This window comes from Neorhizobium sp. 05N33, assembly GCF_056397445.1.
Window position 1 is genome coordinate 718,223 of record NZ_JBFTNK010000002.1, and the last position, 20,354, is coordinate 738,576.

23 protein-coding genes are annotated in these 20,354 nt (G+C 62.9%); 20 read left to right on the forward strand and 3 right to left on the reverse strand.

The genetic code is table 11. The features are described 5' to 3' along the window. The first annotated feature begins 78 nt into the window (after positions 1-78). From phnG to AC1DLT_RS07960, 3 genes are all read left to right on the forward strand, one after another. On the forward strand, positions 79-552 hold the full coding sequence (gene phnG / locus AC1DLT_RS07950; protein ID WP_477486389.1) for a phosphonate C-P lyase system protein PhnG: 474 nt from the start codon (positions 79-81) through the stop codon (positions 550-552). Next, the gene (phnH, locus tag AC1DLT_RS07955) at positions 552-1,154 is read left to right on the forward strand and encodes a phosphonate C-P lyase system protein PhnH (RefSeq protein ID WP_038548054.1); all 603 of its coding nucleotides are present in this window, start codon (positions 552-554) and stop codon (positions 1,152-1,154) included. The genes phnG and phnH overlap by 1 nt, the downstream gene beginning before the upstream one ends. A gap of 118 nt (positions 1,155-1,272) precedes the next feature. Then, positions 1,273-2,391, forward strand: coding sequence for a carbon-phosphorus lyase complex subunit (locus tag AC1DLT_RS07960; RefSeq protein WP_038548052.1), 1,119 nt, complete (start codon positions 1,273-1,275; stop codon positions 2,389-2,391). A 35-nt stretch (positions 2,392-2,426) separates the two neighbouring features. On the opposite strand, the gene AC1DLT_RS07965 is transcribed toward AC1DLT_RS07960, so the two are convergent. Further along, positions 2,427-2,642 (reverse strand): hypothetical protein, encoded by a 216-nt coding sequence (locus AC1DLT_RS07965; protein ID WP_038548050.1) that lies wholly within the window; start codon positions 2,640-2,642, stop codon positions 2,427-2,429. Positions 2,643-2,690: 48 nt separating this feature from the next. On the opposite strand from AC1DLT_RS07965, the gene AC1DLT_RS07970 reads away from it, so the two are divergent. The 12 genes from AC1DLT_RS07970 to AC1DLT_RS08025 all read left to right on the forward strand — a co-directional run bounded on the left by AC1DLT_RS07970 (position 2,691) and on the right by AC1DLT_RS08025 (position 13,212). Further along, complete coding sequence (locus tag AC1DLT_RS07970) at positions 2,691-3,572, forward strand: alpha-D-ribose 1-methylphosphonate 5-phosphate C-P-lyase PhnJ (protein ID WP_038548048.1); 882 nt, start codon at positions 2,691-2,693, stop codon at positions 3,570-3,572. A 229-nt stretch (positions 3,573-3,801) separates the two neighbouring features. Continuing rightward, positions 3,802-4,578, forward strand: a complete 777-nt coding sequence (phnK, locus tag AC1DLT_RS07975; RefSeq protein WP_038548045.1) for a phosphonate C-P lyase system protein PhnK — start codon at positions 3,802-3,804, stop codon at positions 4,576-4,578. Positions 4,579-4,590: 12 nt separating this feature from the next. Then, positions 4,591-5,301: a phosphonate C-P lyase system protein PhnL gene (phnL, locus tag AC1DLT_RS07980; RefSeq protein WP_038548042.1), complete on the forward strand. Its 711-nt coding sequence runs from the start codon at positions 4,591-4,593 to the stop codon at positions 5,299-5,301. Next, positions 5,298-5,915, forward strand: coding sequence for a DapH/DapD/GlmU-related protein (locus AC1DLT_RS07985; protein ID WP_477486390.1), 618 nt, complete (start codon positions 5,298-5,300; stop codon positions 5,913-5,915). Before phnL ends, AC1DLT_RS07985 begins: the two co-directional genes overlap by 4 nt. A 114-nt stretch (positions 5,916-6,029) precedes the next feature. Then, positions 6,030-6,887 (forward strand): phosphonate ABC transporter ATP-binding protein, encoded by an 858-nt coding sequence (gene phnC / locus AC1DLT_RS07990; protein ID WP_477486391.1) that lies wholly within the window; start codon positions 6,030-6,032, stop codon positions 6,885-6,887. Between the two features lie 81 nt (positions 6,888-6,968). Continuing rightward, entirely contained in the window at positions 6,969-7,880 is a 912-nt protein-coding gene (gene phnD / locus AC1DLT_RS07995; RefSeq protein WP_477486392.1) for a phosphonate ABC transporter substrate-binding protein, read from the forward strand. A 72-nt stretch (positions 7,881-7,952) separates the two neighbouring features. Continuing rightward, positions 7,953-8,933, forward strand: coding sequence for a phosphonate ABC transporter, permease protein PhnE (phnE, locus tag AC1DLT_RS08000; protein WP_477486393.1), 981 nt, complete (start codon positions 7,953-7,955; stop codon positions 8,931-8,933). Then, complete coding sequence (gene phnE / locus AC1DLT_RS08005; RefSeq protein ID WP_477486394.1) at positions 8,933-10,276, forward strand: phosphonate ABC transporter, permease protein PhnE; 1,344 nt, start codon at positions 8,933-8,935, stop codon at positions 10,274-10,276. The genes phnE (AC1DLT_RS08000) and phnE (AC1DLT_RS08005) overlap by 1 nt, the downstream gene beginning before the upstream one ends. A gap of 112 nt (positions 10,277-10,388) precedes the next feature. Then, positions 10,389-11,102 carry a DUF1045 domain-containing protein gene (locus tag AC1DLT_RS08010; protein ID WP_477486395.1) on the forward strand — a complete coding sequence of 238 codons (714 nt, stop codon included), beginning with the start codon at positions 10,389-10,391 and terminating at the stop codon, positions 11,100-11,102. Continuing rightward, a complete protein-coding gene (locus AC1DLT_RS08015; protein ID WP_477486396.1) occupies positions 11,099-12,238 on the forward strand; it encodes an alpha-D-ribose 1-methylphosphonate 5-triphosphate diphosphatase in 1,140 nt (379 codons plus the stop codon). Before AC1DLT_RS08010 ends, AC1DLT_RS08015 begins: the two co-directional genes overlap by 4 nt. Further along, positions 12,238-12,837 carry a phosphonate metabolism protein/1,5-bisphosphokinase (PRPP-forming) PhnN gene (gene phnN, locus AC1DLT_RS08020; protein ID WP_477486397.1) on the forward strand — a complete coding sequence of 200 codons (600 nt, stop codon included), beginning with the start codon at positions 12,238-12,240 and terminating at the stop codon, positions 12,835-12,837. Before AC1DLT_RS08015 ends, phnN begins: the two co-directional genes overlap by 1 nt. Positions 12,838-12,915: 78 nt before the next feature. Then, positions 12,916-13,212, forward strand: a complete 297-nt coding sequence (locus tag AC1DLT_RS08025; RefSeq protein WP_038548018.1) for a hypothetical protein — start codon at positions 12,916-12,918, stop codon at positions 13,210-13,212. A 9-nt stretch (positions 13,213-13,221) separates the two neighbouring features. On the opposite strand, the gene polA is transcribed toward AC1DLT_RS08025, so the two are convergent. After that, positions 13,222-16,236 (reverse strand): DNA polymerase I, encoded by a 3,015-nt coding sequence (gene polA, locus AC1DLT_RS08030; RefSeq protein ID WP_477486398.1) that lies wholly within the window; start codon positions 16,234-16,236, stop codon positions 13,222-13,224. Positions 16,237-16,625: 389 nt separating this feature from the next. On the opposite strand from polA, the gene AC1DLT_RS08035 reads away from it, so the two are divergent. Further along, positions 16,626-17,057, forward strand: a complete 432-nt coding sequence (locus tag AC1DLT_RS08035; protein WP_038548012.1) for a MarR family winged helix-turn-helix transcriptional regulator — start codon at positions 16,626-16,628, stop codon at positions 17,055-17,057. Positions 17,058-17,088: 31 nt separating this feature from the next. On the opposite strand, the gene AC1DLT_RS08040 is transcribed toward AC1DLT_RS08035, so the two are convergent. Continuing rightward, positions 17,089-17,610: a DUF6428 family protein gene (locus tag AC1DLT_RS08040; RefSeq protein ID WP_477486399.1), complete on the reverse strand. Its 522-nt coding sequence runs from the start codon at positions 17,608-17,610 to the stop codon at positions 17,089-17,091. 42 nt (positions 17,611-17,652) lie between these two features. Here AC1DLT_RS08040 and AC1DLT_RS08045 point away from each other — a divergent pair, with 42 nt between their 5' ends. Genes AC1DLT_RS08045 through arsK form a run of 4 tightly spaced genes read left to right on the forward strand, consistent with a single transcriptional unit; the run spans position 17,653 to position 20,327 of the window. Beyond that, positions 17,653-18,009, forward strand: coding sequence for an ArsR/SmtB family transcription factor (locus tag AC1DLT_RS08045; RefSeq protein ID WP_477486400.1), 357 nt, complete (start codon positions 17,653-17,655; stop codon positions 18,007-18,009). A gap of 5 nt (positions 18,010-18,014) precedes the next feature. Next, a complete protein-coding gene (locus AC1DLT_RS08050; RefSeq protein WP_477486401.1) occupies positions 18,015-18,713 on the forward strand; it encodes an aquaporin in 699 nt (232 codons plus the stop codon). Then, positions 18,710-19,138 carry an arsenate reductase (glutaredoxin) gene (gene arsC, locus AC1DLT_RS08055; protein ID WP_477486402.1) on the forward strand — a complete coding sequence of 143 codons (429 nt, stop codon included), beginning with the start codon at positions 18,710-18,712 and terminating at the stop codon, positions 19,136-19,138. Before AC1DLT_RS08050 ends, arsC begins: the two co-directional genes overlap by 4 nt. Next, positions 19,113-20,327, forward strand: coding sequence for an arsenite efflux MFS transporter ArsK (arsK, locus tag AC1DLT_RS08060; RefSeq protein ID WP_477486403.1), 1,215 nt, complete (start codon positions 19,113-19,115; stop codon positions 20,325-20,327). The genes arsC and arsK overlap by 26 nt, the downstream gene beginning before the upstream one ends. Positions 20,328-20,354: the final 27 nt, after the last annotated feature.

Consider the following 20,354-nt stretch of genomic DNA (forward strand, 5'->3'; position numbering starts at 1 on the left):
CGCTTGTTATATGCGGAAGTTAGTAGTATAGGTAACTTGTATGGTTGTCTATATTAATAGACATTTTGGAGCTTGGCAATGGACCTGGCGAAACAAATCGGGCCGAACGCGGGAACCACCGGGCGCCGCCGTGCGGTTGGCCTGCTTGCGCGGGCGATGACGGACGAATTGCGCGCCGCCTGGGACAAGCTTCCGGCCAAACCGGAGGTCAAGCCCGTACGTGGGCCGGAGACCGGACTGGTGATGATCCGCGGCCGCATCGGCGGCGGCGGCGCGCCCTTCAATCTCGGCGAGGCGACGGTGACGCGGGCGACCGTGCTCCTGGCATCCGGCACTGCCGGCCATGGGCAGGCGCTCGGCACGTCTAAGGACAATGTCCGGCTTGCAGCCATTTTCGACGCGCTCTGGCAGGAGGCCGGCACGCGCGATTTCGTGGAGACCACGCTGCTCGCGCCCATCGAGGCCCGCATCGCGGCGGAGGACAAACAAAAAGCGGAGGAGACGGCGGCGACTCGCGTCGATTTCTTCACCATGGTACGGGGGGACGACTGATGAACATCAAGACGCAAGCGCTTTCCGGCGGGTTCGGGGAGCCGGTTTTCGAATCCCAGGGCGTGTTCCGCATGCTGATGGACGGCATGGCCCGTCCGGGAACGATCCGCACCGTCGGACCGGATGTCGGTCAGCCCGAGCCGCTTGGAGGAGCAGCCGGGGCGATCGCCGTGACGCTGTGCGACCATGAAACGCCCGTCTGGCTGAGCGCCGGCCTTGCCAAATCGGCCACCGGCGAATGGATCGGTTTCCATACCGGAGCGCCGATCACCCGCGAAAAGGCGGAGGCCCGCTTCGCCTTCGTTGAAGCCGGCGCGACGCTTGCCTCGTTCGGCCTGTTTTCGGCCGGCACCCAGGAATATCCGGACCGTTCGACGACGCTGGTCATCGAAGTCGCAGCACTTGGCGAAGGCCTGCCGCTGACGCTGACCGGTCCCGGCATTCCGCATGCAACGACCGTCATGGTGAAGGGTCTTCCGGAAGTGTTTCCACGGCTTTGGGCCGACAACCGGGCGCTCTTCCCGCGCGGCGTCGATGTCATCCTGACGGCCGGCAAGAGCCTGCTGTGCCTGCCGCGGACGGTACGGATCGCAACGCAATGAACGGATATCTGACTTTTTAGCCTTGGGGCCGCCTGCTCGGGGCAGCCGCTGGGGCCGAACGACCAAAACCCTTCCCGCGTCTTCCATGGAATGCCGGTGATGGCCAGGAGAATGAACCATGTATGTTGCCGTCAAGGGTGGCGAGGCCGCCATCAACAACGCTCACCGGCTGCTGGCCGACCGGCGTCGGGGCGATCGCTCGCTCCCTTCCGTCACCATCGAGCAGATCGTCGAGCAACTGGGCCTCGCGGTCGACCGGGTGATGGCCGAGGCCTCGCTTTTCGACCGGGCGCTCGCGGCGCTTGCTGTCCGCCAGTCGCGCGGCGACATGATCGAGGCGATCTTCCTGCTGCGCGCCTATCGCACCACGCTGCCGCGCTTCGGTTCCTCCGTTCCGGTCGATACGGCCGCCATGAAGGTCGAGCGGCGCGTGTCGGCGACCTACAAGGACCTGCCGGGCGGCCAGCTTCTCGGCCCGACATTCGACTATACCCACAGGCTGCTTGACCCTTCGCTGCTCACCGACGAACCGGTCGATGAGCCGGAGCGCCGCGATACGCCGGAAGAGCACATCATGCGGGTTTCGGACATTCTCGCCCATGAAGGCCTGATCGAACCGGACGGCGAGTTTTCCGAGGACCATCAGGCCGGCGACATCACCCGCGAGCCGATGGAATTCCCGATGAGCCGCGATCTGCGCCTGCAGGCGCTCGCCCGTGGTGACGAAGGTTTCCTCTTGGCGCTCGGTTATTCCACCCAGCGCGGTTACGGCCGCAACCACCCGTTCGTCGGCGAAATCCGCATTGGCGAAGTGGAAATCGAGATCGAAGTCGCGGAGCTCGGCTTTGCCGTTTCGCTCGGCCGCATCCAGGTCACCGAATGTCAGATGGTCAATCAGTTCAAGGGTTCGTCCAAGGCACCGCCGCAGTTCACCCGCGGTTACGGCCTGGTCTTCGGCCAGAGCGAGCGCAAGGCGATGTCGATGTCGCTGGTCGACCGGGCGCTGCGTGCGGAAGAGTTGGGCGAGGATATTACCGCGCCGGCGCAGGACGAGGAATTTGTGATCTCGCATTCGGACAACGTCCAGGCGACCGGTTTTGTCGAGCACCTGAAACTGCCGCATTACGTCGACTTCCAGGCCGAGCTTGCGCTGGTGCGCAAGATGCGCTCGGACATCGAGGCGGCGCGCAATGGCGGCAATGGCGTTAAGGGCGGCCTGCAGGAGGCCGCCGAATGACCGTGATGTCGGTTCGGCCGCAGTTCAGAGGCGGCTCAATCGCCTCCGCCGTCACCATCGCAGGCGCCGCCCGCGCTGCCGCTGTCGCAGCTGCTCACGGAACCTCCGGCCCAGCCGCCGTCGCTGCCCGCATTGGCAATCCGGGCATCCTTAGGGGGTTTGATGACATAAAAGGGAATGATGATCCCGCAGGCGATGAAGGCCGCGAAGACGGCCACGCCCAGCAATCCGTTCGAAGTGATGGCGTCCATGACAGCCTTTCCTTCTAGTTGGTTCATGCAGTCACAGGATACTCCAAGATGACGGACCTCGCCACCTACAACTTCGCCTATCTCGACGAGCAGACGAAGCGGATGATCCGCCGCGCGATCCTGAAAGCGATCGCCATCCCCGGTTACCAGGTGCCTTTCGCCTCCCGCGAGATGCCGATGCCCTACGGCTGGGGCACCGGCGGCGTGCAGGTGACCGCCGCGATTATCGGCCCGGAAGACGTGCTGAAGGTGATCGACCAGGGTGCCGACGATACGACCAATGCGGTCTCGATCCGCGCCTTCTTCCAGAAGGTCGCCAATGTCGCCGTCACCACCCATACCAAGGACGCGACGATCATCCAGACCCGCCACCGCATTCCCGAGCACAAGCTCGCCGAGGGCCAAGTCCTCGTCTACCAGGTGCCGATCCCGGAACCCTTGCGCTTCCTCGAGCCGCGCGAGACCGAGACCCGCAAGATGCATGCGCTCGAAGAATACGGGCTCATGCATGTGAAGCTCTACGAGGACATCGCCCATAACGGCCGCATTTCGAAGACCTATGCTTATCCGGTGAAGGTCGCGGGCCGCTACGTGATGGACCCGTCGCCGACGCCAAAATTCGACAATCCGAAAATGCACCGCTCGGAGGCGCTGCAGCTGTTCGGCGCCGGCCGCGAAAAGCGCATCTACGCGGTGCCGCCCTATACGGACGTCGTGAGCCTCGACTTCGAGGATCATCCGTTCGAAATCCAGACCTTCGACAAGCCCTGCGCGCTCTGCGGCGCCGAGAACGTTTATCTCGACGAGGTGGTGCTGGACGACAGGGGTGGCCGCATGTTCGTCTGCTCGGACACCGACAATTGCGAGGACCGCCGCGAACACGGCCATGCCGGCGCTCTGCTGGCACCCGTCAATGAGGCAGCTGAATGACACTGGTTGTGGCTTACCCCCCTCTGTCCTGCCGGACATCTCCCCCTCAAGGGGGGAGATTGGATAGACACGCCCGCTCGATCCCTCTTGAAGACACCGCTTATCGAACTGCCCGATCCCATTTGGGGCTGAGGCTTACCCGCTTGCCGATCTCCCCCCTTGAGGGGGAGATGTCCGGCAGGACAGAGGGGGGTGAACCCCACGCGCCGACATTCAAGGACAAAACGCCATGACCGACACCCCTCTTCTCAAAGTCAGCGGCGTCTCGAAATTCTATGGCAGCCGGATCGGCTGCAAGGATGTTTCCTTCGATCTGTGGCCGGGCGAAGTGCTTGCCATCGTCGGTGAATCCGGCTCCGGCAAGACGACGCTGCTCAACTGCCTGTCGACCCGGCTGATGCCGACGGCCGGCAGTGTCGAATACCGGATGCGCGACGGCAATTTCCGCGACCTCTACCATATGAGCGAGGCCGAGCGACGCTTCCTGATGCGCACCGACTGGGGCTTCGTGCACCAGAACCCGGCCGACGGCCTGCGGATGACGGTTTCGGCCGGCGCCAATGTCGGCGAGCGGCTGATGGCCGTCGGCGACCGGCATTACGGCAAGATCCGCGAGACGGCGAGCGACTGGCTGACCCGCGTCGAAATCGGCACCGACCGCATCGACGATCAGCCGCGCGCCTTTTCCGGCGGGATGCGCCAGCGCCTGCAGATCGCCCGCAACCTCGTCACCGGCCCGCGCCTCGTGTTCATGGACGAGCCGACCGGCGGCCTCGACGTCTCGGTCCAGGCTCGCCTGCTCGATCTCGTGCGCGGCCTCGTCAACGATCTCGGCCTGTCGGCGATCGTCGTCACCCACGATCTTGCGGTCGCCCGCCTCCTGTCCCACCGGATGATGGTGATGAAGGACGGCTATGTGATCGAGCACGGGCTGACGGACCGGGTGCTCGACGATCCGCGCGAGCCTTATACCCAGCTTCTCGTCTCTTCCATTCTTCAGGTCTGAGGAAAAACGATCATGGCAACTCCCCTCGTCGTTTCCGAGGTCTTCAAGAGCTTCACCATGCATCTGCGCGATGGCATCAAGCTGCCGGTCGTCAACGATGTGAACTTTTCCGTCGCGAGCGGCGAATGCGTCGTGCTCGGCGGCCCGTCAGGCATCGGCAAGAGCTCGATCCTGAAGATGCTCTATGGCAACTATGCCGTCGATGCCGGCCAGATCCTTGTCGATCACAAGGACCGGCTCGTCGATATCGCTCGTGCCGATCCGCGCACCGTGCTCGACGTGCGCCGCCATACGCTCGGTTATGTCAGCCAGTTCCTGCGCACCGTGCCGCGGGTCTCCGCGCTCGACGTGGTCGCCGAACCGCTCGTCGCCCGCGGTATCCCGGCAGTGGAAGCGCGCGGCAAGGCGGCCGAGCTGCTGGGCAAGCTCAACCTGCCGCAGGAGCTCTGGACCCTGCCGCCCGCGACGTTTTCGGGTGGCGAACAGCAGCGGGTCAACATCGCCCGCGGTTTCATCACCAGCCACCGTATCCTGCTCCTCGACGAGCCGACCGCTTCGCTCGACGCCATCAACCGCCGCGTCGTCGTGGACATGATCGCGGACAAGAAACGCGAGGGCGTCGCCCTTCTCGGCATCTTCCACGACGAGGAAGTGCGCGAGGCGGTGGCAGACCGCGTTCTCGACGTCTCCCAATTTTCTCCGCGAAAGGCAGTCGCCGCATGAGCGTCAAGGTGGGGCTCGAGCCCGCAATCCACGAAACGGCAAATGTCAGCAATTCCACGCTCGGCCCGTATACGGAAGTTTCCGAGCGCTGCCGCATCAGCGAGGCCGAGATCGGCGCCTATTCCTACATCATGCAGGACGGCTCGATCTGGTGTGCGACGATCGGCAAGTTCGTCAACATGGCGGCCTCGGTGCGCATCAACGCCACCAACCACCCGACCTGGCGGGCGACGCTGCATCATTTCACCTATCGCGCCGCCAACTACTGGGACGACGCGGAAGACGAAAAGAGCTTCTTCGAATGGCGGCGCGACCATCGCGTCACCATCGGCCATGACGTATGGATCGGCCATGGCGCCACGGTGCTGCCGGGCGTCACTGTCGGCAACGGCGCTGTGATCGGCGCCGGTGCGGTCGTCTCGAAGGACGTCGCGCCCTATACGATCGTCGGCGGCGTGCCGGCGAAACTCATCCGCGAACGTTTCACAAAAGCGGTCGGCGAGGCGATGGACCGGCTTGCCTGGTGGGACTGGGATCACCTGAAACTGAGAGGTGCTCTCGATGATTTCCGGGCACTTTCGGCAGAGGAATTCGTGTCCCGTCATGCCACGTAACGGAAGCGTGACGGGCACTTTCGGAATATAATAAAATCGACATAAAACCGACATTCAGACTTCATCAACCATCGCTATCGAGCACTCAGAAAAAGGCTGAATTGGCGAGAGAGCATGAAGTTCGAGTTGAGGGACATCACCCGCCGTTTCGGCGACCGTATCGCGGTGAGCGCCGTGAACGTCGAGATTCCCCAAGGCCAGATGGTCGGCATCATCGGCCGCTCCGGCGCCGGCAAATCGACCCTGCTGCGCATGATCAACCGTCTGCAGGAGCCCAGTTCCGGCTCCATCTACTTCAACGGCGCCGAAGTCTCCTCCCTCAAGGGCCGGGCATTGCGCAACTGGCAGCGCGACTGCGCGATGATCTTCCAGCAGTTCAACCTGGTGCCGCGCCTCGACGTGATGACCAATGTGCTGCTCGGCCGTCTCAATCACCGTTCGACGACCATGAGCCTCTTGAAAATCTTCAGCCGTGACGAGCGCGTCATGGCGATGGCGGCGCTCGAGCGGCTCGGCATCGAACAGACGGCGTTGCAGGCTGCCGGAACATTGTCGGGCGGACAGCAACAGCGCGTGGCGATTGCCCGTGCGCTGGTGCAGGCGCCGAAAATGATGCTCGCCGACGAGCCGATCGCCTCGCTCGATCCGCTCAATGCCAAGATCGTCATGGACGCGTTACGCGACATCAACGAGCGCGAAGGCATCACTGTCATCACCAATCTGCACACGCTCGACACTGCCCGCAGCTATTGCGAACGGATTATCGGCATGGCGGGCGGCCGCGTCGTCTTCGACGGACCGCCGCAGGAGCTCAATGCCAATGCGGTGCGCGAGATCTACGGCTCCGACAGGGATGGCGCCGGGATCGACGAGACGATGACGTCGACCAGCCTCGCCTCCACCCGTCGCGGCGAGGCTCCGGTCGTGATCGACACATCCGGCATGATGGCCGAAGCCGCCGCCATGCGCTGACCCGTTTCCGGCTGCCGACCCGCGGCCGGAAGACTGACGCCCTTTCCGGGTTGACCACCCCAATCACCAAAGGAGACTTCCATGTCTGCATTCCGCAAGATCCTGATGGCGACGATCGCCATCGCTGCCGTCGCCGGCCAGGCCCACGCCCAGAGCGCACCCGTTCTGCGCATCGGCCTCGATGGCGGCGAAAACGAAGCCGACCAGGTTCGCCGCACCGAATGCGTCAAGCCGGGCCTGATCGCCGCGACCGGCGCTTCGGACGTCAAGCTTTTCCCGTCGCCGAACTATAACGGCGTCATCCAAGGCCTGCTCGGCGGCACGATCGACCTCGCCGTCATGGGTGCATCCTCCTACGCTTCGATCTACATCAAGGACCCGAACGCCGTTACCCCGGTCCTGACAACCAAACAGGCCGACGGTTCGACCGGCTACTACTCGATCATGGTTGCCCGCAAAGATTCGGGCATCAAGACGCTCGCCGATGCCAAGGGCAAGAAGATCGGCTTTGCCGATCCGGACTCGACCTCCGGTTACCTCGTACCTAACGTCTCCCTGCCGAAGGACATCGGCATGCCGGTCAAGCAGTACTTCTCCGAAACCGGTTTCGGCGGCGGCCACGAGAACCTCGTTCTCGGCATTCTCGACAAGAAGTTTGACGTCGGCACCACCTTCGGTTCGGCTGTCGGCGACTGGGCGCAGGGCTACTCGTCCGGCAACCTGCACATCATGGTCACTAAGGGCCTGCTCGACATGGACGACATCGTCCAGGTCTGGAAGTCCCCGCTCATCCCGAACGGCCCGCTGATGGTTTCCAACAAGCTTTCGGACGACATGAAGAAGAAGGTGACCGCCTACTTCGCCGAACTGCCGAAGAAGGACAAGGCCTGCTTCGAGAGCTTCAYGGGCGGCGGTTACGTCGATTGGTCGCCGGTCGACCAGAAGTTCTACCAGACCATCATCGACGCTCGTAAGGCCGTCATCGGCGGCTGATCCAACGTCTGATCAATATCTTGGCGGCGGCATCATGACGATGCCGCCGCTCGTTCAACAAGGATGCCCAGAATGGCGCACGTGGCCGAACCCGCTCAACTCAGCGGGCTGCAGGAAAGCTCCCGCACCATCCTCGACCATTATCAGCAACAGGTGCGGACCCGGCGGATCTATACCGTCGTCTCCATAGTGGTTTTCCTGATCGTGCTCGCTGCGTCGCTGGATTTCGCCAACGAAGCCAATTCCGGCAAGTTCTTCGAACGCCTTCCGTATTTCTTCGACTTCATCAAGAGCTTCGTGCCGAACAGCCCGCTGGAGATCTTCCGCGCCATGTTCGACCTGCCGTCGCCCTATGCGGACGGCTCGATCAAGTTCGACTATACGAGCGATCGCGTCTGGATCACCGACAGCTTCTACATTCCGAACTTCTTCTACCAGCTCGCCATTACCCTCAATATCGCGATCGTTTCGACCATTCTCGGTTCGACCGGCGCCTTCCTGCTCTGCTTCTTCGCCTCTTCCAACCTCGTCGGCTCGCGGGCAGTGCGTTGGGGAGTGCGGCGGATCATGGAAATCATGCGCGCCTTCCCGGAGATCGTCATCGCCGGCCTTCTCGCCGCCATCCTGTCGATCGGTCCGATCGCGGCGATCATCGCGGTCTCCTTCCACACCATCGGCGCGCTCGGAAAGCTGTTCTTCGAAGTGGTCGAGAATGCCGGCATGAGGCCGGACGAGGGCCTGCGGGCCTCGGGCGCCAGCTGGCTGGAGCGCGTCCGTTTCGCGATCCTGCCGCAGGTCCTGCCGAATTTCGTGTCCTACACGCTGCTGCGCACCGAGATCAACGTGCGAGCCTCGACCATTATCGGCGCCGTCGGCGGCGGCGGCATCGGCGAGGTGTTCAGCCTGTCGATCGGCCGCGACCACGCCGCCAAGACCTATGCGATCATCATTCTACTTCTGATTACGGTCATCTGCGTCGACCAGTTCTCGGCCTGGCTGCGCCGCCGGCTGATCGGCAAGCAATCGTTCGAATTCGGCCGGGGAGCTGCCTGATGTCCAATCTCGCCGTCAATGCCGCCGATCGCGAACGCCTGCTCACCGCCTATCCGGAAGTCTTTCACCGCAGCTTCATGCAGCGCTGGGGCCTGGCGATCGCCGCCGTTGCGGTCTTCGTTTACCTCGCCTTCTGCTTTTCCTTCTTCAACGTCATCCCGACCTTCGTGAACGGCAACTGGGACCGCGCGGCGATCTACATCCAGGACTGGTATTCCTGGCGGGCCCAGCCGCGCCTGCGCTTTCAGAACGGCCAGGTCGTGCCGCAATGGACGAGCCGCCGCCAATATCCCGAGGGTGCGACGATCGACTGGCTGAAGCCGACCTCGAACGGCGGCTACACGGTCCTCTTCGGCGGTGAAAACCGGCTTGAAGTCACCCCGAGCCAGATCGACGTCTATATCGACGGCAAATTCTATCCCGTTGCGATCAACGGCGACCGCGCGTCTCTGCCGGCAGGTGCGCCGGCGCGGATGGAGCAGGACGACAACAAGGTCAATGTCCGGTTCGGTTTTGCCGGCCAGGCGGAAATCCGCAGCAACCAGGTCTATATCCAGCGGCGTTTTCTCGGCTGGGCGAATTTTTTCTTCGACACGCACTCGCCGTTCTGGGGCCGCAGCTTCACCGATATCGCCGGGCTTATGTTCTTCGGCGAACGGCTCGATCCGGCTCAATCCAATGCCTCGCTGGCGCTCGACAACTTCCTGAACAATGGCAGCTGGCAGCACGGCGATATTCTCTCCAAGCTAATGCAGACGCTGGTCATGGCCTTTGTCGGCACGCTGTTTGCCACCCTCGTCGCCTTCCCGCTCGCCTTCGTCGCGGCGCGCAATATCACCACAAGCCGGCCGATGAACTGGGGGATGAAGCGCTTCTTCGACTTTCTGCGCTCCATCGACATGCTGATCTGGGCCTTGTTCTTCACCCGCGCCTTCGGCCCGGGGCCGTTGCCGGGGATCGCCGCCATCTTCTTCACGGACACCGGCGCGCTCGGCAAGGTCTATTCGGAAGCGCTGGAGAATGTCGACGACAAGCAGCGCGAGGGCGTCAAGTCGGTGGGGGCCGCACCGGTCATCGTGCAGCGCTACGGCGTCGTGCCGCAGGTGCTGCCTATTTTCATCTCGCAATCGCTGTATTTCTGGGAGTCCAACACCCGCTCGGCGACTGTCATCGGCGCCGTCGGCGCAGGCGGAATCGGTCTCAAGCTGCTCGAATCCATGAAGACCAATGCCGACTGGGATAAGGTCGCCTACATGGTCCTGCTGATCCTTCTCGTGGTCTTCGTCTTCGACAACCTCTCGAATGCGCTGCGTTCGCGGGTCATGGGCAAAAAGGGTCACTGACCGGCCGGATTATCATCATTCTGTCACGGAAATCTTTTAGCCGAAGGTCCTGTTTCGCCGGCCGGTAGACAGCTAAGGTCAGCCGGCCTTCTCCTGATTCCGGAATCCCGTTTTGCGCTACGCTCTCTATTTTTCGCCCGCCGAAAACCATCCGCTGACGAAGGCGGCAGCGCGTTGGCTCGGCCGTGACGCCTTTACCGCCGAGACGTTTCCGACGCCTGATGTCGAAGGCCTGTCCCGCGACACCGTCCATGAACTGACTGCCGATCCGCGCCGCTATGCCTTTCATGCGACGCTCAAGGCGCCGTTCGAACTGCATCCCGACCGGACGGAGGCCGAGCTCATCGATGCCGCCGAACGCTTTGCCGCAGAGACCACGGAGTTCGACATCCCGAACGTCATCGTCGGCCAGCTGGGGCGGTTCTTCGCGCTGGTGCCTGACACGATTTATCCGGAGCTCCAGTATTTCGCCGGACGCGTCGTCGAAGAGTTCGAACATTTTCGCGCGCCGCTGTCGGAGGACGATATCGCACGGCGGAAACCTGATATGTTAAGCTCTGCCCAGCGCGCCAATCTTGATCGCTGGGGTTATCCTTATGTCATGGACGAGTTCCGCTTCCACATGACGCTGACGGGCCAAGTCCCGGCCGAGGAGGCACCTGCCATGCGCCGCGAGCTCGATCGGCGCTTCGCCGATTTCGCCAACGCACCGCTGACCGTCGATGGGCTTGCCATCTTCGCCGAGCCCGAGCGCGGTGCCCCCTTCATCGCCCATCGCTGGCTTCGGCTGGCGTCCGCCTTCGAAAACAGAAAGACCGCATCATGACCGCCGAACTCGTGCTCACCAATGCCCGCATCGTGCTCGAGGACAGCGTGATCTCCGGTTCAGTCCAGATCCGGAACGGCAAGATCACCGATATCTCGGAAGGTAATGTCCATACCGGCGAGGATTTCGAGGGCGATTATCTGATCCCGGGCCTGGTCGAACTTCATACCGACCATCTGGAACAGCATTATTCGCCGCGTCCGGGCGTGCGCTGGAACACCACGGCGGCGATCCAGGCCCATGACGCACAGATCGCTACCTCCGGCATCACTACCGTCTTCGACTGCCTGCGCATGGGCGCCGACGAGGACGGCGGTTTTGCCCACGGCGAAATGCGCGCCATGGCGGATGCGATTGCCGCCGCCGGCGCCTACGGCCGCCTGCGCTCCGAACACTTCCTGCATCTGCGCTGCGAAGTCTCCGCCGACAATTGCATGGAGCATTTCGTCGACTTCGAGAACGATCCGCATGTCCGGCTCGTCTCGCTGATGGATCACGCGCCGGGCCAGCGGCAGTTCCAGACGATGGATCAGTACACCTTGTATTACCAGAAGAAGCGCGGCCTCAGCGACGAGGCATTCGCCGCCTTCGTGGCCAAACGCCAGGGAGAATCGGCACGCAACGCGACACCGCACCGCGCTGCGATCTCGAAGGTCTGCGCCGAGCGTGGCATCACCGTCGCAAGCCATGACGACGCGACGCTTTCTCATGTGGGCGAAGCGATCGACAATGGCGTTCGGCTGGCGGAATTCCCGACCAGTTTCGATGCGGCAAAGGCTTCCCACGAAGCGGGCATGAGCGTGCTGATGGGTGCGCCGAACATCGTTCGCGGCAAGTCGCATTCCGGCAATATCGCCGCCCGCGATCTGGCCGAGCGCGGCGTGCTCGACGTGCTCTCCTCCGATTACGTGCCGCTCAGCCTGCTGCATGCGCCCTTCGTGCTCGCCGCGGAGGTTGAAAGCATCTCGCTGCCGAAGGCGCTCGCCATGGTCACATCGACCCCTGCCCGTACCGTCAGCCTCGATGATCGCGGCCGGATCGCGACCGGCCTGCGCGCCGATATCGTCCGCGTCCACCACGAAGAGGGCGTTCCCGTCTCCCGCGCCGTCTGGCGGGAAGGCCGGCGGGTCGCCTGATGGACGCCAGGCCGACAACAGTGGAATCGGAGCGACGCGGCTGCATGGTCGCCGTCGTCGGCCCGAGCGGGGCCGGCAAGGACACGCTGATGGCCTATGCCGCCCGGTTCTTCGAGGGCCGCGATGACGTCGTCTTCGTGCGGCGGATTATCACCCGCAATGCCGCCGCCGGCGGCGAGGATCACGACGGCGTTTCCGAAGCGGAATTCGAAGCTCTGGAAAGGGCCGGCCGTTTTGCGGTCTCCTGGGGTGCCCACGGCCTGCGATACGGCATTCCCGCCGAGACGAAAGAGGCCATGGCAAGAGGCCAGCTGGTCGTCGCCAACGGCTCGCGTTCCGCGCTTGCCCGGTTCAAAGATACCTATCCGTCGCTCGTGGTCATCAACATCACCGCCAGCCTGAACGTGCTCGCCGCCCGGCTCGAAGCGCGCGGACGGGAAACGCGCGAGGAGATACTTCGGCGTCTCGAACGCAGTTCGCTTGCCGTGACCGGCGACTACCAGGTGGTGACGATCGACAATAGCGGATCGCTCGAAGATGCCGGCAAGGCCCTGGTCGACGCTCTCAACGGTTGCTTTGCGAGCCACCCGACTGGTTAGCGAAAAACGTTCGATCGTTCTTTAAAGTCCCTGATCCGGCTCTATGTGCCTTTCCTTATATTATGAAAGGAAAAAACCATGGGGCAGAACAAACCGCGCGACAGGCACCATTCCGATGGGGCAACAGCCATCGATCTGGAAGCGCGAGTCGTTGTTCTCGAAATCGTCTCCATGACGGCTTTGGCGCTCGCCATGGACACGTCCGAAAATGCGGATGTCGAACACGCCCGTGGGATCAGCAACCTCGTTCTCGAAGCCGTGCACCAGCGCTGTCACGAGATGAACATGCCGGAGGATGCGCGGCTCACCGCCTGCACCTATGCCGACGAGCTGCTTTCGACCGCGCTTATGTCCCTCTACCCGCAGGAACACTGAGCCTCAAGCTCAATGCGCCTCGTCCCAATTGCTGGCGGCGCGAGCATCGACCTTCAGCGGCACCCGCATCGAGATCGCGGGCATGGCCGCGTGCTCCATGGTCGAGATGATCACAGGCAAGGTCTTGTCGATCTCTTCGTCCTCGACTTCGAAGATCAGTTCGTCGTGCACCTGCAGCAGCATGCGGGCCTTTCCGTTCAGTCCGGCCGTTTGGAGCGCCGATTCCATCTTCGCCATCGCCCTGCGGATGATATCTGCGGCCGAACCCTGGATCGGCGCATTGATCGACGCACGTTCGTTGAAGGCGCGCACCGAAGGGTTGGAGGACTTGATCTCGGGATAATGCGCCCGGCGGCCGAAGATCGTCTCGACGTAACCGTTCTCGCGGGCGAAGGTCTTGGTGCTTTCCATGTAATCGCGGATGCCTGGGAAGCGCTCGAAATATTTCTTGATGTAGTCGCCCGCTTCGGAGCGCTCGATCGACAGCTGGTTGGCCAACCCGAACGCCGAGATGCCGTAGATGATGCCGAAGTTGATCGCCTTGGCGCGGCGGCGCACTTCGCTCGGCATGCCCTCGACCGGCACGCCGAACATTTCCGAGGCCGTCATCGCGTGAATGTCGATCCCATCGGCAAAGGCCTGACGCAGCTGCGGAATGTCCGCCACGTGCGCAAGCACGCGCAGCTCGATCTGGCTGTAGTCGGCGGAAACCAGCTTGTGGCCGGGCGTCGAGATGAAGGCGGTGCGGATCTTGCGGCCTTCCGCCGTACGCACCGGGATGTTCTGCAGGTTCGGTTCCGAAGAGGAAAGGCGGCCTGTTGTAGTGGAGGCAAGCGAGTAGCAGGTGTGGACCCGCTTCGTCTCCGGGTGGACATAACCCGGCAACGCGTCCGTGTAGGTGGATTTCAGCTTTGTCAGCTGGCGCCAGTCGACGATCTTGCGCGGCAGGGGATGACCTTCGGCGGCCAGGTCTTCCAGCACGCTGGCCGAGGTCGACCATTGGCCGGTCTTGGTCTTGGCGCCGCCCGGCAGGCCCATCTTCCCGAACAGGATGTCGCCGAGCTGCTTTGGCGAACCGATCGTGAATTTTTCTCCCGCCAATTGGTAGATCTCGTCTTCGAAGGCGGCGGCCCGCTGGGCAAGCTCTCCCGAAAGCCTGGACAGGATCTGCCGGTCGATGGTGATGCCGCGCTCTTCCATGCGGGCGAGCACCGAAACCAGCGGCCGCTCGAGCCGTTCATAGATGCGGGTCAGGCCCGCGGCCGCCAGCTGCGGTTTCAGCACCATCCACAGGCGCAGCGTCACGTCCGCATCTTCCGCGGCATAGGCGGTCGCCTTGTCGATATCGACGAAATCGAAGGTGACGCCCGCCTTGCCGCTGCCGGCAACTTCCTTGAAGGTGATCGGCTTGTGGTTCAGCCAGCGCTCTGACAGGGCGTCCATGCCGTGGTTCGCCTTGCCGGCTTCCAGCACATAGGACATCAGCATCGTATCGTCGTAACCCTCGACGGTGATGCCATGACGTCTCATCAGCAGGTAATCGAATTTCAGGTTCTGCGCCACTTTGAGGACCGACGGGTCCTCCAGCAGCGGCTTCAGACGCGCCAGCGCTTCCCTGGTCGAGATCTGGTTTTCGGCAAGCCCGCCGCCGAGCAGATCGCCGACGCCGGTCTTGTGGATCAGCGGCACATAGGCCGCGCGGACTTCTAGGCCGGACGGGTTGGCGATATTGTCGGCAAGCGCCAGCGAAAAACCAACCAATTCCGCCTGCATCGGATCAAGCGACGTGGTTTCCGTATCGAAGGCGACAAGGCCGGTTTCCTGCGCCGCGCGGATCCAGTCGTCGAGCACCGTCAGGTCCCGGATGGTCACATAGGAGGTCGGATCGAGCTTGGCATTGGCGAAGGCTTCGATGCGGGCCTCAGCGAGTGCGGTCGGCGTTGCCGCCTCCATGCCCTTGGCGACCGGCGCCTTGGCCGGATGAGGCGGCGCTTCGGCCGCTGCCTCGCCGGTGTCGACCGCTGCCGCACCGCCGGCATCGAGATCCGGGCCGCGAGCGGCCTGACCCCATTCGACGTTCACGACGGCGGGTTCGATGGCATCGGCATCGCAATTGCAGGCGGCGGCGACGCGGCGCGTCAGCGTGCCGAATTCCATGGTTTTCAGGAAGCCTACCAGTTTCGGGCCGTCCTGCGGCTCCAGCACCAGCGCGTCGAGATCAAGGTCCAAGGGCACATCGAGACGCAGCGAGACGAGCCGGCGCGAAAGGCGGGCGAGATCGGCATTGGCGACGATGTTTTCGCGGCGCTTCACCTGCTTGATTTCGCCGGCGCGGGCGAGCAGCGTGTCGAGATCGCCGAATTCCTCGAGAAGCTGGGCTGCCGTCTTCGGGCCGATGCCCGGAATGCCCGGCACGTTGTCAACCGAATCGCCGACCATCGCCTGCAGGTCGATCATCTTCTCCGGCGGGACGCCCCATTTCTCGATGACGTCCGGAACGCCGATCTGCTTGTCCTTCATGCTGTCATACATATGGACGTTCGGCGTCACCAGCTGCATCAGGTCCTTGTCGGACGAGACGATCGTCACATCGGCGCCGGTGGCCTCCGCCTGGCGAGCGTAGGTGGCGATGATGTCGTCCGCCTCGAAACCTTCGGTCTCGATGCAGGGCAGATTGAATGCGCGTGTCGCCTGGCGGATCAGGCCGAATTGCGGGATCAGCTCTTCCGGCGGCGCCGAACGGTTCGCCTTGTAGGCGTCGTATAGGTCCTTGCGGAAGGTTCTGGCGGAATAGTCGAAAATGACGGCGAAATGGCTGGGCGTCACGCCGACCGAGGTGTCGCGCGCGTCGGTCAGCAGCTTCCACAACATGTTGCAGAAGCCGGAGACGGCGCCGACCGGCAGGCCGTCGGATTTGCGGGTGAGCGGCGGCAACGCGTGGAAGGCGCGGAAAATGAAGCCGGAACCGTCGATAAGGAAAAGATGATCGCCTTTTTTCATGGCGCAAGGAATAGCGTGGGGCATTTGATCCGTCCACGAAAACTTCGCTGCCGCGAAGCCTCCCGCCCTCACCGGAACGTTACCGATTTGTAATATGCTTTCTCTTGAAAAGCCCGTCGCGGTTCCACATTTCCTTGTTACCGGCGATTGATCACGCCGCAGTCTGGCAGCCGGCCTGTCCCCCGCCGCACCCAGACCGGACAAAGGCCTATCCCCCTCTCCGGGCCTTTGTCCCTCCATCAGAACCGCCACGGCTGTCCCCTCCCTGCCGTGGCGGTTTTTTATTGCCCTTTTGCAGGAAAGACTTGTCATTTTGCCCATCTTCGCACAGGCTTGGCGAAAGCATGGCGTGCGATATATCTGGTAGATAACGCTCGCAAACGGGCTCGTTCAGGGAGGGATGAAGACCAGCCATGGGATTCGACCGCTCGCATTCGGCGACATACCTGGCGGGCCAACTCGCCAAAGGCTTTGCGCGCTCCTTGCAGAAGCGGGCCATGGTGCTTGGCTTTTCTCCCGGGCAGTTTCCTGTCCTGCTCGAACTCTGGCAGGAAGACGGGCTCACACAGAAGCAGCTCCTCGACAAGCTGGAAGTCGAACAGGCAACACTCGCCAATACGCTCGCCCGCATGGAGCGCGATGGGCTGATCCAGCGCACCCCTCATCCGAACGACCGGCGAGCGCAGATCATCACCCTCACCCCGCTCGGCCGCGAGCTGGAAATCCAGGCCGTCGAAGCCGCTTCCGAGGCGGATGCAGCGCTTTTTTCAGGCTTCCGCCGCTTCGAGCGCGAACTGATGATCGAATATATGCGGATGATCGTCGAGAACGCCCGCAAGGTTTGACTGAGGCCGCGCCTTTCGTCAGACCTCGCCGTTAGGGGCAGCAGGCGCTGGTTCCGGCTGACGGTGCGCAGCAGGAAACAGCCTTGCGGGTTTCCTCCGCCAGCCAGCGGTCGCGAGGTTTGCAGCTCGCCGGGCGCGCAGCCAGTTCCACATGCAATTCCCCGCCCTCTAGGACCGGCGTCGAAGCGCAATAAAGCTGCATCGGCCGGATCCCGTCGCTGACTTCGAACGTCAATTTGGCGGTGCCCTCGATCTTCACGTGTTCGGAGAACTTACGGATGATCGCCGAAAACTTGTCCGCCGTCATATGGGCGCGGTCGCCTTCCTCGATGTCCCAGAGCTGCACGAAAATTTCCGACCAGGCCTCCGGGTTGGCACCACAGTCGAGCGCCGAGAACTGTCCCGCCTTGACCTCGGTGACATGGTAGCCCGGCTTTACCGGCCGGCCATCGTAGTGAAACACCAGCGGCTGGTCGCTGACACCCGCCAATGTGTCGAGCAGGAAGCCCAGGCTGATGTCGTCCTGCAGAACCGGCTTGTCTATCGCGTTCATTTCGGCTACTCCATATTTCAACTGTTCAAGGATTGTTGAAATATGGACGAACGTCAAGCCCTCGCGTCATTCGGAGCACTCTCGCAGGATACCCGCCTGCAGATTGTCCGGATGCTGGTTGTTGCCGGACCCTCCGGCATGGCGGCCGGCACGATCGCCGAGCAATTGGATGTATCGCCATCGAACGTCTCCTTCCATCTCAAGGAACTGGACCGGGCCGGGCTGATCTCCCAGCAGCGGGAATCCCGCTCGATTATCTATTCCGCCAATTACGAAGCACTCGGCGGCCTTGTCCGCTTCCTGATGGAAGACTGCTGCGCCGGGCATCCGGAAATCTGCGCGCCAGCCGCCGAGGTGGCCGCCTGCTGTACCTCTGCACCTGCCGCGTTGGAGGGCTGACGGCCATGTTCGACCTGCCCCGCAGACTGACGGCCGAAGCCCTCGGCACCGCCATGCTGGTCGCCACCGTGGTCGGTTCCGGCATCATGGCCGACCGGCTCTCAGTGGACACGGCGGTTTCGCTGCTCGGCAATACCCTTCCGACCGGCGCAATTCTCGTTGTCCTAATCACTCTACTGGGGCCGATTTCCGGAGCGCATTTCAATCCGGCGGTGACAATGGTGTTTGCCCTGAGACGCGAGATTGATGTCCGCTCGGCGTTCTTCTATCTCGCCGCGCAATTTGCAGGCGGCGTCGCGGGAACTTTCCTGGCGCATGCGATGTTCGATCTGCCGCTGCTGCAGGTGTCCGCCACGATCCGGACCGGACCGGGCCAGTGGCTCGCCGAGGTGGTCGCCACGTTCGGCCTGGTTCTGACGATCCTCGCCGGAATCCGGTTCCGTTCCGAGGCTATCCCGTGGCTGGTCGGCCTCTATATCACCGCCGCCTACTGGTTCACCGCCTCGACCTCGTTTGCCAATCCCGCCGTCGCGCTGGCGCGATCGCTCACCGATACCTTTGCCGGAATCCGGCCGGACGATCTCGCCGGCTTCATCCTGGCCGAGATTGTCGGCGCCCTCGTGGCCCTGCTGCTGGCCGGCTGGCTGCTGGTAGAGACAAAACCCCTCACCCAACCGCTCGCACACATGAAGGGCGCAGAATGACCATGAACGTCACCATCTATCACAATCCGGATTGCGGCACCTCGCGCAACACGCTGGCCATGATCCGCAACGCCGGCATCGAGCCGACCGTGATCGAATATCTAAAAACACCGCCGGCGCGCGACCAGCTCGTCCAGATGATCGCGGATGCGGGTCTCACCGTGCGAGAGGCGATCCGCGAAAAGGGCACGCCCTACGCGGAGCTCGGTCTCGACGATCCGGTCCTTTCCGACGATCAATTGCTGGACGCGATGCTGAAGGATCCGATCCTGATCAACCGCCCGTTCGTCATCACGCCGCTCGGCACGCGTCTGGCGCGACCGTCGGAGGCCGCGCTGGATATTCTGCCGGATACCCACCAGGGTCCGTTCGCCAAGGAAGACGGCGAGCAGGTGCTCGATGCTGAAGGTAAACGCATTGTCTGAACGCATGCCCGTTGCCGCCGTCGTCGCACTCGGCGTCACGCAGATCATCGGGTATGGCACCCTCTATTACAGTTTCAGCATCCTTGCACCGGATATGGCGGCGCATTTCTCGTGGTCCAGCGAATGGATCTTCGGGGCGCTTTCGGTCGCGCTTCTGATCGGCGGGCTCAGTGCTCCATGGCTCGGCGCGCTGTTCGACCGGATCGGCGCCGGCCGCGTCATGACTATCGGTTCTGCCGCGGCCGCTGTCGCATTGGTCGCCTGCGCGATGGCGCCCGGCAAGACCACCTTTGTCGTGGCGCTGATCGCGATCGAGGTGGCCGCCAATCTCGTGCAATATGGCGCCGCCTTCGCCCTTCTGGTGCAGCTTCGGCCACAGGTCGCGCAACGCAGCATCACCTATCTCACCCTGATCGCCGGATTCGCCTCGACGATCTTCTGGCCGATCACCGCAGCGCTGCATGCCTATCTCTCCTGGCAGCACGTCTATCTCGTCTTTGCGGCGCTCAATCTGCTGGTCTGCCTGCCGCTGCATGCCTGGCTGTCTCATGGAGCCGCGCGACGAAAGGCGGCATCTTCCGCCCTCCCCACCCAGACCGAGGGCATTTTGACGCCCGACCTGCGGTTCATCGGCTTTACGCTGATGGTCGCCGGATTTTCGCTGCAGTCGCTGGTGAGTTCCGCCGTGCTCGTCCATATGGTGCCGCTGCTCTCCGGCCTCGGTCTCGGCACGAGTGCTGCGCTGGTCGGCACATTGTTCGGCCCTTCCCAGGTGCTTAGCCGGCTTATCAACATGACGTTCGGCCGAAACCTGCAGCCCCTTCGGCTCGCGCTAATCGCCGCGGCGCTGCTGCCGGCCGGCGTTGTCGTTCTTGTCCTCACGGCGCCATCGGTACCCGGAGCGATGCTGTTTGCGGTCATCTTCGGCATGGGTAACGGACTTTTGAGCATCGTGACGGGTACCCTTCCGCTGACGCTGTTCGGCAGTGACGGCTACGGCAAATTGCAGGGCAAGATGATGTCAGCCCGGTTGATCGTCTCGGCGATTGCCCCCTTCGTCCTGGCGCTTTCCATGCAGCGGCTGGGTTTTATCTGGTCGCTTTCGATCACGGCGGCGCTTGGCGCTCTTGCCGTCCTCGCCTTCCGCGCCATCGATGGGCTCGTCCGGAACGGAACGCGCTTCGGCTAGGATGCCCATCCCGCGTGCCATGGACGT

What these genes read in the sequence shown, in the direction of transcription:
- phnG (WP_477486389.1), top strand. Translation starts at nt 79, where the DNA reads ATGGACCTGGCGAAACAAATCGGGCCGAACGCGGGAACCACCGGGCGC.
- phnH (WP_038548054.1), top strand. Translation starts at nt 552, where the DNA reads ATGAACATCAAGACGCAAGCGCTTTCCGGCGGGTTCGGGGAGCCGGTT.
- AC1DLT_RS07960 (WP_038548052.1), top strand. Translation starts at nt 1,273, where the DNA reads ATGTATGTTGCCGTCAAGGGTGGCGAGGCCGCCATCAACAACGCTCAC.
- AC1DLT_RS07965 (WP_038548050.1), bottom strand. Translation starts at nt 2,642, where the DNA reads ATGGACGCCATCACTTCGAACGGATTGCTGGGCGTGGCCGTCTTCGCG.
- AC1DLT_RS07970 (WP_038548048.1), top strand. Translation starts at nt 2,691, where the DNA reads ATGACGGACCTCGCCACCTACAACTTCGCCTATCTCGACGAGCAGACG.
- phnK (WP_038548045.1), top strand. Translation starts at nt 3,802, where the DNA reads ATGACCGACACCCCTCTTCTCAAAGTCAGCGGCGTCTCGAAATTCTAT.
- phnL (WP_038548042.1), top strand. Translation starts at nt 4,591, where the DNA reads ATGGCAACTCCCCTCGTCGTTTCCGAGGTCTTCAAGAGCTTCACCATG.
- AC1DLT_RS07985 (WP_477486390.1), top strand. Translation starts at nt 5,298, where the DNA reads ATGAGCGTCAAGGTGGGGCTCGAGCCCGCAATCCACGAAACGGCAAAT.
- phnC (WP_477486391.1), top strand. Translation starts at nt 6,030, where the DNA reads ATGAAGTTCGAGTTGAGGGACATCACCCGCCGTTTCGGCGACCGTATC.
- phnE (WP_477486393.1), top strand. Translation starts at nt 7,953, where the DNA reads ATGGCGCACGTGGCCGAACCCGCTCAACTCAGCGGGCTGCAGGAAAGC.
- phnE (WP_477486394.1), top strand. Translation starts at nt 8,933, where the DNA reads ATGTCCAATCTCGCCGTCAATGCCGCCGATCGCGAACGCCTGCTCACC.
- AC1DLT_RS08015 (WP_477486396.1), top strand. Translation starts at nt 11,099, where the DNA reads ATGACCGCCGAACTCGTGCTCACCAATGCCCGCATCGTGCTCGAGGAC.
- phnN (WP_477486397.1), top strand. Translation starts at nt 12,238, where the DNA reads ATGGACGCCAGGCCGACAACAGTGGAATCGGAGCGACGCGGCTGCATG.
- AC1DLT_RS08025 (WP_038548018.1), top strand. Translation starts at nt 12,916, where the DNA reads ATGGGGCAGAACAAACCGCGCGACAGGCACCATTCCGATGGGGCAACA.
- polA (WP_477486398.1), bottom strand. Translation starts at nt 16,236, where the DNA reads ATGCCCCACGCTATTCCTTGCGCCATGAAAAAAGGCGATCATCTTTTC.
- AC1DLT_RS08035 (WP_038548012.1), top strand. Translation starts at nt 16,626, where the DNA reads ATGGGATTCGACCGCTCGCATTCGGCGACATACCTGGCGGGCCAACTC.
- AC1DLT_RS08040 (WP_477486399.1), bottom strand. Translation starts at nt 17,610, where the DNA reads ATGAACGCGATAGACAAGCCGGTTCTGCAGGACGACATCAGCCTGGGC.
- AC1DLT_RS08045 (WP_477486400.1), top strand. Translation starts at nt 17,653, where the DNA reads ATGGACGAACGTCAAGCCCTCGCGTCATTCGGAGCACTCTCGCAGGAT.
- AC1DLT_RS08050 (WP_477486401.1), top strand. Translation starts at nt 18,015, where the DNA reads ATGTTCGACCTGCCCCGCAGACTGACGGCCGAAGCCCTCGGCACCGCC.
- arsC (WP_477486402.1), top strand. Translation starts at nt 18,710, where the DNA reads ATGACCATGAACGTCACCATCTATCACAATCCGGATTGCGGCACCTCG.
- arsK (WP_477486403.1), top strand. Translation starts at nt 19,113, where the DNA reads ATGCTGAAGGTAAACGCATTGTCTGAACGCATGCCCGTTGCCGCCGTC.